We start from the raw sequence: 9,673 nt of genomic DNA, 5'->3' as shown, positions 1-9,673 counted from the left end.
AGGAGATCACCGACCGCATCATTGCCGAGCTGGAGCGCGGTACCGTGCCATGGGTCAAGCCATGGGGCAGCGCAAAAGCAGGCCTCGGCCTGCCGAGGAATGCGTCCACGGGGCGCAGCTATTCCGGCATCAATATCCTCATCCTGTGGGGCGCCGTCATCGAGCGCAGCTATCCCAGCCAGAATTGGCTGACCTTCCGGCAGGCGCTTGCCCTGGGCGGCAATGTCAGGAAAGGCGAGCGCGGCACGACCATCGTGCATGCCGACCGCTTTGTCCCCAAGGACGAGAAGGAGCGCGCACGCCACGAGGGCGATGCACCACAGGCCGTGCCTTTTCTGAAGCGCTTTACCGTCTTTAATGTCGCGCAGTGCGACAATCTTCCGGAACACCTCCATGCCCCCGCCGAGCCGCTGCCTCAGTGCGAGATCGCGCCGCAGGCCGAAACGCTGATTCGCGCCAGTGGTGCGGATTTCAGGGTCGGCGGCGATCGCGCTTTCTACATGCCGGGCAGCGACCACATTCAGGTGCCGCCGCAGCCGGCGTTCCATCAGCAGATCGACTATTACCGGACCTGCTTTCACGAGCTTGGCCACTGGACCGGCCACCCGACGCGGCTTGCTCGCGACCTCTCCGGCTCCTTCGGCTCCAAGGCTTACGCGCGTGAAGAATTGGTCGCCGAAATCACTGCCGCCTTCGTCTGCAGCAATCTCGGCATCGAGCCGACCGTGCGTCACGCCGATTACATCGGCTCATGGCTGAAGGTGCTGCGCGAGGACAACCGCGCCATTTTCCGTGCCGCCAGCCTCGCTTCGAAGGCCGCCGATTTCCTGCTTGGCCTTCAGGCCGATGCGGAAGGCGAGGCGCAAGAAGGGACTGCGGCATGACGATGCCCGATGCTCAACTGGCCACGACCGAGCCGACGCCGGATAGCGAGGAGATGCCCATTCCCGACGGCGCCCGGGACTCACCCGCCCCGATGCAGAACTATGCCGATCTGCATCGCCAAGGTGCGCCCCGGGTCGCAGCGCGCAGCCAACGAGACAGTGACTGCCAGCCTTGCCGGCTGCAAGGCTGACGCCGCATTCGGCAAATGCGGCACAAGCTGTTGGCCTGCCCGGTGGTGGCCAGCGGCAATCGCGACCCCTTGCTGCCGCCGGCATGTTCGCGCGCAAGGTGGGCGCTTGGCGACGACAATTCGTGCGCGTCGTCGGCATATGGCGGCAACCGGACAATGGCGTTTCGATCGCTTGCGCGACGAGGAAATCGCCGATTCGATGCTCGCCGAGATCGGCGGCAAGAACATCGAGAAGCCGCCTCAGCTTGAGGCCTGGCTGCCGCGCTGGATCAAATTCCCGGCCGAAAGCTACCCAGCTGCGAGGCCTTCCTATTCGCCGATCTGTGCGCAAGGAAGCAGTCGCTGTTCGTGCGCGAATAGTCGATCAGGGCCCGAGCGGCGTTTTCTCGAGTACTGCCGCTAAGGACGCGCGCGCCGCTCCGGGCCGCGCCGGCTCCGATTGATCGTCTTGCCGAGCCAGTGCCGCGTGCGATAAATTCCAACGCCAATTCGCCCCCATTCGGCAGCCCCGCACCGCCCCGGATTGCTTGCTGAGGCGCCAGGCGCATGGCGCCAATTGTACATCCGGTTGCCGAGAGAGCCCGCGCCGCCGGCCCCCTGCATAGTGCCGCCTGCTTATTGTGCCCCCGATCGCGCACCCTCTCTCCATTGTGTCTCAGGGACCATTCCCCTGCGCCTGGCTTGACGACCTATGGGCGGATCCGGCCGGCCCGAAACCCTCGCCGGCAGCTTTTTTCCCCGCCGCCTGCGGCGGCTTCCTCGCGCCGCTTCGCTTCAAAAAAACTCCCCGCTCGGGTCCTCCGCTATCGCTGCGGCCGTGCCGGTTCCGGCGATCCGGACGCGCCCATCACGGTCCGCCATCGCAGGGGAATGGTCCCCTGCGAGCACCAAGAGGAGACTGAAAATGACCGCAATCGGATACGTGACCAAACAGGAAAACGGCGGCTACAAGGGCCAGCTCAAGACGCTCAGCGTCCGCGCCGACATCGACATCGTGCCCAATCAGGCAAAGAGCGCCGACACCCATCCGGACTACCGGGTGCTGACGCAAGGGGTCGAAGTGGGTGCGGCCTGGATCCGCACCGGCGAGACCTCCGGCAAGGACTATGTGAGCCTGTCGATTGCGGCCCCCGAGTTTGGCCCGCGCAAGCTCTACGCCAATCTGGGCCGCGCCGCCGGCCAGGATGACGACGACACTTACGCCATCATCTGGAACCCGGTCGACTGACCGGCCGACCCGCAAAGCCCTGCGCCGCCCACCGGCGCAGGGCCTCTCTCAGGACCCGTGAGGCCGCCGAAGGGGCGGCGAAAACTCGCCCCCCACTCTTCGCCCGTCCCCAAAACGATCTCGCTCGCCGATCCTCGCCTCGCTTGCCCGTAACGAACCGAGGATCATCATGGACGACGAAAACGAACGCGCAGCCCGCGCCAAGAAGGGCAGTCCGTTTCTCAACACCGCGCAGGCGGCCTTCTATATCGGGCTGTCCCAGCGCACGCTGGAGAAGATGCGCCTCAAAGGCGGTGGCCCACAATTCCGCAAGCACGGCCGCTATGTCCGCTATCACATCGACGAACTCGACGACTGGTCGAAGGGGCACGCGCAGGAGACCGCGCCCGAGGATGGCGCGCACCAATCCGGCTCGGCCGGTGAGGGAGGCCGCTCATGAGCCGGCGTCCCACCATCCGTCTGATCGGCAGCCATCTGCGGCGCATTCGAGCCCGCAAGACGATCGTCGTTGCCACAATCGGCCTTGGCCTGATCGGCTTCGCCGCCTTCGGCAAACCATCGCCCTGGCTGGTCTGGAACGCCTCGGCGAGTGCGCCGGTCGGCCTCTATCGCGTCGCATCCGGATCGCCCGCTCGTGGTGATCTCGTACTCGTCCGCCCACCAAGACCGGTCGCCGATCTCGCCGCCGAACGCTTCTATCTGCCCAGCAACGTGCCGCTGATCAAGCGCCTTGCGGCGCTGCCCGGCGAGCATGTCTGCACCTTCGGCGACGCCATCATCATCGGCGGCGAGATAGCCGCGCGCCGGCTTGCAACCGACACGCAGCACCGTCCGCTGCCTTGGTGGAATGCATGCCGAAAACTCGCCGCCGCCGAGGTTTTCCTGCTCGGCAGCGATAAAGATCGCTCGTTCGACAGCCGCTATTTCGGGCCGGTGCCGGCCGAAAACATCATCGGGAGGCTCGTGCCGCTATGGACGGAGTGACCCTCCTTATGCTGAGCATGGCGTGTCTCGCACCATGCTCCTGTTCCGCCGCGACCAACACGAAGCCGGTCGTCATCTCCCATAGTCCGCAGCTTGCAAGATGGCAGCCCTTCGTAGCCGAAGCAAGCCGGCGTTTCAGCATTCCACAGACCTGGATTTATGCCGTCATGGATGCCGAAAGCCGGGGGCAGACGACGCTCAATGGGCGGCCGGTCACGTCGAGCGCCGGCGCCATTGGCCTCATGCAGGTGATGCCAGCCACCTACGAGGAGTTGCGCGCAGAGCTTGGCCTGGGAGCCGTCCCGCACGACCCTCGCGACAACATTCTGGCAGGCACTGCCTATCTGCGCGCCATGTATGACCGCTTCGGATTTCCAGGCCTGTTTGCAGCCTATAACGCCGGGCCGAAGCGCTACGAGCAGCATTTGCAGCGCGGGCGACCGCTGCCCAGCGAGACGGTTTCGTATCTGGAAGAGATCAAGGCGGCGGGCATTTCGGCCGCCGATATGGACGCGCTCACCGGCAAATCCCGTTCCAAAAGCGCGCCGGGAATCCCGTCCGGGCAGTCGCTGTTTTTTCTCCGAAACGGTGTTTCCGTGACCGGCCCGAATGGCCAACTCCTGGTGCCGCTCGGATCGGAGCGAGCAAGGTCAGGCCGGCCGGATCGCAGGTGAGGGCAGCGGCTACCGTGGTTCGGGCGGGGCAGGGAGGCAGGTCGGCGGAAGGCAAGATAAAGGCAGCGCCTCCTGGAGGCGGCGAAGTGTCTGTCTGCACATCGTTTTCCCCGGAGGTTGCCTCCGAGTCCAGGAGGGTGTGGCGGGCAAGCTTCTGATTTTGCTGCTGGTTCATCGGAGGCCGCATGCAGGATAACGAATTCACGCCGAAGCTCGGCAAAATTGGCTCGCGCGGCTCGAAGGCGGGCAAACGCTACGCTGGCCAGGTGCAGGCCGCGGTCAACCGAGCAGGCGGCAGGAGCGGACGTGGCAGCCGCTTCATCGGAAGCCGGGTGGGGCGCGGCGGGGCCGCTGCCGCCGTTCTTAGAGCGCGCGACCGCCACGCGGCGTTTCGGCAGCGGCGCGCAGTCGTCAAGGCACGCATCGTCAAGCTGGCCGGCAAGGGAGTCGACGGGGCTCGTGCGCACCTCCGCTACCTCCAGCGCGACGGCGTCACCCGGGAAGGCGAGCGTGGCGAGCTCTACGCTGCCGACAATGACCGCGCGGACGGCAGGGCCTTTCTCGATCGCGCGAACGGTGACCGTCATCAGTTCCGCTTCATCGTCGCCCCTGAAGACGGTATCGAGTATGATGACCTGAAGCCGCTCACCCGTCGCCTCATGGCGCAAATGGAAGAAGACCTCGGCACCAGGCTAGACTGGGTGGCCGTCGACCATTTCAACACCGGCCATCCCCACACCCACATCATCGTGCGCGGCAGGGACAATCACGGCGAAAACCTCGTCATAGCGCGGGACTACATCTCCTCTGGCTTGCGCGAGCGCGCAGCCGAACTGGTTAGCCTCGACCTTGGCCCGCGCACCGACCGCGAGATCGAGCAGCGCTTGCGCCAGGAGATGGAGCAGGAACGCTTCACCAGCATCGACCGGCAGCTGATGCGCATGCGCGACGATGAGGGGTGTGTCTCACTGGCCAGCCGAGACACCTTTCGCCAGACGCTGCACCAGGGCCGCCTGCGCAAGCTCGAGCGGATGGGCCTCGCCGAGGAGATGCCTGCCGGTCGCTGGCGCCTGGAGGATGAGCTCGAAGCCACGCTACGCCACATCGGCGCGCGCGGCGACATCGTCAAGACCATCCATCGCGAGCTGACCGGCAAGGGGCTCGTCCGCAGTGCCGCCGACCATCTTATCCACGATCGATGCGACGGGTCGGCTCAAACCGTGGTCGGACGTGTCGTCGGGCGCGGGCTGGCCGACGAAATGACTGACCGCCATTACCTCGTCGTCGACGGCGTGGACGGCAAAAGCCACTATTTCGATATCGGCAAAGGCGAGGCCACCCAACCGACACCAGAGGGCTGCATAGTGCGGGTCAGGCCGAGGGACACCGGGCCAAGAAAAGTCGACCGCACAATTGCCGGCATCGCCACGGTCAACGACGGGCGCTACAGCATCGATATACATCTCAAGCATGACCACTCGGCCACCGAACGCTTTGCCGAAACGCACGTGCGGCGACTGGAGGCGATCCGCCGTGCGACCGGTGGCGTCGAGCGCGAGCCGGACGGCACATGGACAGTCGCGCCCGACCATCTCAACCGCGTCGCGGATTACGAGCGTCAGCGAGCGAGGGCCCAGCCTGTTGTCGTTGACAAGCTCTCATCAATGCCGCTGGAGAGCCAAGTAGGCTTCGACGGCGCCACCTGGATCGACCAGGAGCTGGTATCAGCCCACCCTGAGTCCTTGCGCGACTCTGGCTTCGGTCGCGAAGTACGTCAGGTCCAGGCCCGCCGACAGCAGTGGCTGATCGCGCAAGGTCTTGCCCATGATGCGCAGGATCGGGTCATCTATCGCGCCAACATGCTTTCAATGCTGCGCCAACGAGAGCTGAACCGTGTTGCCAGTCAGCTCTCGGACGAACTCGGGCTCTCGTATTCTGAAGCGCAGCATGGCAATCGAATAGACGGAACGCTGCGCCGCTGCGTCGAGCTCGCCGGCGGAAAATACGGTGTCATCGAGGAATCGCGCGAGTTCACGCTGGTGCCTTGGCGGCCGGTGCTTGAGCATCATATCGGTAAGGAGGTGTCTGGCGTGGTGCGCGCCGAGGGGATTTCCTGGACGATCGGACGCCAGAGGAGCGGGCCCGGCGTTTCGTGAACTGGCTACAATTTATTTGTCCGCGTTGAAACACATACTCAGCCCAGACGGAGTTCCTCCGCCTGCTGCTTGCTCGCAGCATTCATTTGGCGGAGAGTCAGTGTTCTGCATTAAGGAGTAGCTCGTTCCGTGTCCAAGCCCAGACAAGCCTTGGTTTTCTCACGGGCGCGATACAAAAGGCACAGGCTGGACTTGGCTGTCGGAGGCGGGGCTTGTCGACCGCTCGATGGAAAGTGAGATGCGAGGCGGAGAATCACCCATGTGCAGAGCGGCAAGGCGCTCGCCTACCTCCCTGTCATTCACCGTTAGCCGATGGTTTAGACGAAGATAGTCCGTCCATGTCGGCGTGCGGAATGTCTCGGTCCAAAGCGTCGACTTCTGAAGGTCGCGCTGGAGGGTCCAGTCCCGCGCACCGGCGCGGCTCTGAACGCGCCGCCTTTCGCGCATGCAGCTCAGAAATTCATCGATACTCTCCTCGAGTATCGAGTACTCCATCTTGATCACGATCGGACCGCTCCTGGGCTTCAAAGGGAGGGCCAGTTCTGGTGGCCTGAAGTCGACGGCCGCTTGATCCGATTCCTCCCATAGCCGCACCGGCAATAGCTTTCCCACAGCCGCGACCAGCAACAGTGCCGCTGCAGCACCTTCCAAAGCCCACGTCAGCGAATAGTACTGCGCGACAGCACCCCAGATCCAGCTACCCGCTGCCATGCCGCCGTAGGTCAGGGCGTAATAGATGGACAGGGTGCGACCAACGACCCACCTTGGGCTTGCCAACTGCACACACACGTCGGTTCCGGTCCAGGTGACAACCCAGCCAGCGCCACCGATTGCAAGCGCGATCGCCGCCACAGCCACCGACGATGTGAGGGCCATCAAAAGGCAGCACGTTGCGCAAGCAACGGATGCGAGCGTGATCAATCGGTTCTGGGACGTGATGCGTCTCAAGTAGCTGCTGCCAATGCCGGCGATGAAGGCGCCTGTGCCGAAGCCGGCCAATAGCACGCCGTACACAATTGGCCCTCCCGCCAGCTGGTCGCGAACCAGGAGGGGGAGCAAAGCAAGGATCGAGATGCTTGATAGCCCGAACAGGGTTGCACGCACGATCGCCACTCTGATCTCTGAGGATATCGCCGTGAATCGCATGCCATCATGAATGGCCGTAGTCATCCGCTCGCGCGGAAGAGGCGAAGAGCGAACTTGCCATTGTGAGCGCAGAACAGCGCTCAACGGGACCAGGTCACTTAGCGCAGCGAGGGCGAAAGCCGTAAGGGGGCCCAGCAAAGCTAAGATTACACCGCCCAGCGCCGGTCCTATGCTGCGAACCACGTTGTACCCCACCGACATCAGCGTCACTGCAGCGGGTATGTCGCGCTTTTCCAGGATATCGCCGACCGAGGCGTGCCAGGCTGGATCGTTCAAGGCAAAGCCGCATCCGGCCAAGAAACTCAGTCCCAGGATTAGCCATGGACTAGCAAAGCCCAGTCCCACAGAGAGTGCCAGCGCCGTGGATGCCAGTGCGATCAGGCAGTGTCCGGCAAGCATCACGCCACGGCGGCTGAAGCTGTCTGCAATGGCTCCAGCAAGGATCGACAAGAAGAACGCGGGCAGTGTCGATGCAGCCTGTACGAGCGCAACCATCAGATCGGAGGCTGAAATCGTGGCCATGAGCCAGCTTATAGCCACGCTCTGCACCAGCCAGCCAAGGCTGGATATCTGCGTGGCTGTCCAGATAGAACGAAAGACCGGGTTGTGAAGAGGGATCAGTGTGTTTGCCGCAAAGCGCGGAGGATCTTGACGCCGCATCACTTCTTCACCTCCACTGGGTGTCGTTCTTCCGCTCATTTTGCTTACCAGCGGTGCGCTCTCTGCACAGACTGCGTCACAACGAAGTTCCGAGATCGCGCTCGCAACAAGGACAATGTCGCATCCACGGTGCTGATGCGCGTTGAGGTACCAACCTGGCCGTTAGCTGATGGGTCCCGCAGCCCGCTTGGTGCGGTCGGTTCTGCCCTGCGACTCTTGGCTTTGGACGGTGCTAGCGCCCCGATGGCCGGCTTGTCAAACTGCCGTAGTGCCAGCACATCCATCCCATCTGTTGAACGCGATCTCCGACGAGGTCGAGCAGCAGTAGGTCAACGGCAAATCTTGGTATTTCCGCTTCCGGTCGAGCGCGTGGCCATCGTCCAGAAACCCGAAGACGTTCATCACCCATGCGACCACGCGCCCGAGACGATGCGACACGGCGATAGCGGTTCACCAGAGGACGTGCGTTCTGCTCAGCAGGAACATTGTTCTGCCGATCGTCGGCTGCGCCAGCAGCCACATAAAGCGGCGCCAGAGTTCTTGCACGCGTCATTGGACTCCCGCTTTGCAGGTTTCGCCTAGGGCCTGCATCAGGTCATCGATAATGTCCTGAGGATGTTCAAGCCCTACAGAAATTCGCAGCAATCCGCCTGGCGCTTTGGACTTCGCACCTTCAACGGATGCGCGATGCTCTATCAGAGAATGCGTCCCGCCAAGGCTTGTCGCCCGGACAACAATCTTCAGGCGGCCGGCCACGGCCATTGCAGCATCGGCTCCGCCCTCGACGACAAAGGATAGCATCGCTCCGTAATGGCTCATTTGCCGCGTAGCAAGATCGTGTCCCGGATCAGTTTGCAGACCAGGAAAGAGCACTTTTTCGACGCGCGGATGAGACGCCAGGGCCTCGGCCACTTTCTGGGCGCCTTCGCAATGGGCGCGCATGCGGACCGGCAATGTCTGCAGGCCCCGCAACGCCAGCCAACAGTCGAAGGGCGCTGCAACGCTGCCCTTGTGTTTCTGGACCATCCGCAATGGGCGACCGAGGGGTGACGCGTTTGGGACAATGACTACTCCGGCCATCAAATCCGAGTGGCCGCCAATGTACTTTGTCGCCGAGTGCATTACCGCGTCTGCCCCGATTTCGAGTGGCAGTTGAAGCACTGGGGTGGCCCAGGTGTTGTCCACCACCGCCAAGGCACCGGCCTCGTGCGCGATTGCGCAGATGGCCGCAATGTCGACAACGCGGATCATCGGGTTTGACGGCGTCTCGATCCAGACGAGGCCAGTCCGCTTCGATGTCACCGCGGCGCGCAAAGCGTCCAAATCGCGCATGTCGACTGGGGCAAAGTCGAAGCGAGACCCAATGTCGGTCTCTTCGATCAGCGAACGAATGCCGAAATACATGTCATCCGGCAGAACGATCCGACCCGCCGACGGATGGCTCTCGAAAACTGCAGCGATTGCGGCCATGCCTGAAGCGAAGGCGATGCCGTCTTCCCCTCCCTCAAGCATCGCCATGGCCGCCTCGAACGCATTGCGTGTAGGATTTCCATCCCTTGTGTATTCGAAGCCGGACGGAAATGACCCGTTGACACCGCGTTCGAACGTCGTGCTGGTGTGCAGCGGCATGGATACGGCCCCCGTGGACTCGTCGACCCCTCGGCCGCAGTGGATCGCCTTCGTCTCAAAACGCATCGGTCATTTCCTTCCTAACGGGCAGTTGCAATTTCGGCCTGGTCATTATACTGAC

10 protein-coding genes are annotated in these 9,673 nt (G+C 63.2%); 8 read left to right on the top strand and 2 right to left on the bottom strand.

The window, feature by feature from the left end; all coding sequences use genetic code 11:
* The 8 genes from NKJ37_RS29515 to rlxS all read left to right on the top strand — a co-directional run.
* A partial coding sequence (locus NKJ37_RS29515) for an ArdC family protein (RefSeq protein WP_352776174.1) occupies window positions 1-884 on the top strand: 884 nt, incomplete at its 5' end.
* Complete coding sequence (locus tag NKJ37_RS29510) at window positions 881-1,075, top strand: hypothetical protein (protein ID WP_031261320.1); 195 nt, start codon at window positions 881-883, stop codon at window positions 1,073-1,075. The genes NKJ37_RS29515 and NKJ37_RS29510, both read left to right, overlap by 4 nt.
* A gap of 106 nt (window positions 1,076-1,181) precedes the next feature.
* Window positions 1,182-1,478, top strand: a complete 297-nt coding sequence (locus NKJ37_RS29505) for a hypothetical protein (protein WP_352776173.1) — start codon at window positions 1,182-1,184, stop codon at window positions 1,476-1,478.
* A 501-nt stretch (window positions 1,479-1,979) separates the two neighbouring features.
* Window positions 1,980-2,303: a DUF736 domain-containing protein gene (locus tag NKJ37_RS29500; RefSeq protein WP_023735798.1), complete on the top strand. Its 324-nt coding sequence runs from the start codon at window positions 1,980-1,982 to the stop codon at window positions 2,301-2,303.
* A 169-nt stretch (window positions 2,304-2,472) separates the two neighbouring features.
* Entirely contained in the window at window positions 2,473-2,742 is a 270-nt protein-coding gene (locus NKJ37_RS29495) for a helix-turn-helix transcriptional regulator (RefSeq protein WP_352776171.1), read from the top strand.
* Entirely contained in the window at window positions 2,739-3,287 is a 549-nt protein-coding gene (locus tag NKJ37_RS29490; protein WP_023735796.1) for a S26 family signal peptidase, read from the top strand. The genes NKJ37_RS29495 and NKJ37_RS29490 overlap by 4 nt, the downstream gene beginning before the upstream one ends.
* The gene (locus NKJ37_RS29485) at window positions 3,275-3,961 is read left to right on the top strand and encodes a lytic transglycosylase domain-containing protein (RefSeq protein ID WP_352776169.1); all 687 of its coding nucleotides are present in this window, start codon (window positions 3,275-3,277) and stop codon (window positions 3,959-3,961) included. Before NKJ37_RS29490 ends, NKJ37_RS29485 begins: the two co-directional genes overlap by 13 nt.
* Before the next feature lie 185 nt (window positions 3,962-4,146).
* On the top strand, window positions 4,147-6,117 hold the full coding sequence (gene rlxS, locus NKJ37_RS29480) for a relaxase/mobilization nuclease RlxS (RefSeq protein ID WP_352776167.1): 1,971 nt from the start codon (window positions 4,147-4,149) through the stop codon (window positions 6,115-6,117).
* 159 nt (window positions 6,118-6,276) lie between these two features.
* Here rlxS and NKJ37_RS29475 read toward each other — a convergent pair whose 3' ends face one another.
* Complete coding sequence (locus NKJ37_RS29475) at window positions 6,277-7,923, bottom strand: MFS transporter (RefSeq protein ID WP_023735793.1); 1,647 nt, start codon at window positions 7,921-7,923, stop codon at window positions 6,277-6,279.
* 549 nt (window positions 7,924-8,472) lie between these two features.
* Complete coding sequence (locus NKJ37_RS29470; protein ID WP_352776165.1) at window positions 8,473-9,618, bottom strand: trans-sulfuration enzyme family protein; 1,146 nt, start codon at window positions 9,616-9,618, stop codon at window positions 8,473-8,475.
* Window positions 9,619-9,673 lie beyond the last annotated feature (55 nt).

Source organism: Mesorhizobium sp. M0140 (assembly GCF_040322475.1).
Taxonomy (GTDB): Bacteria; Pseudomonadota; Alphaproteobacteria; order Rhizobiales; family Rhizobiaceae; genus Mesorhizobium.
The sequence above is the reverse complement of the archived record's forward strand: the minus strand, read 5'-3'. Positions and strand labels throughout refer to the sequence as shown.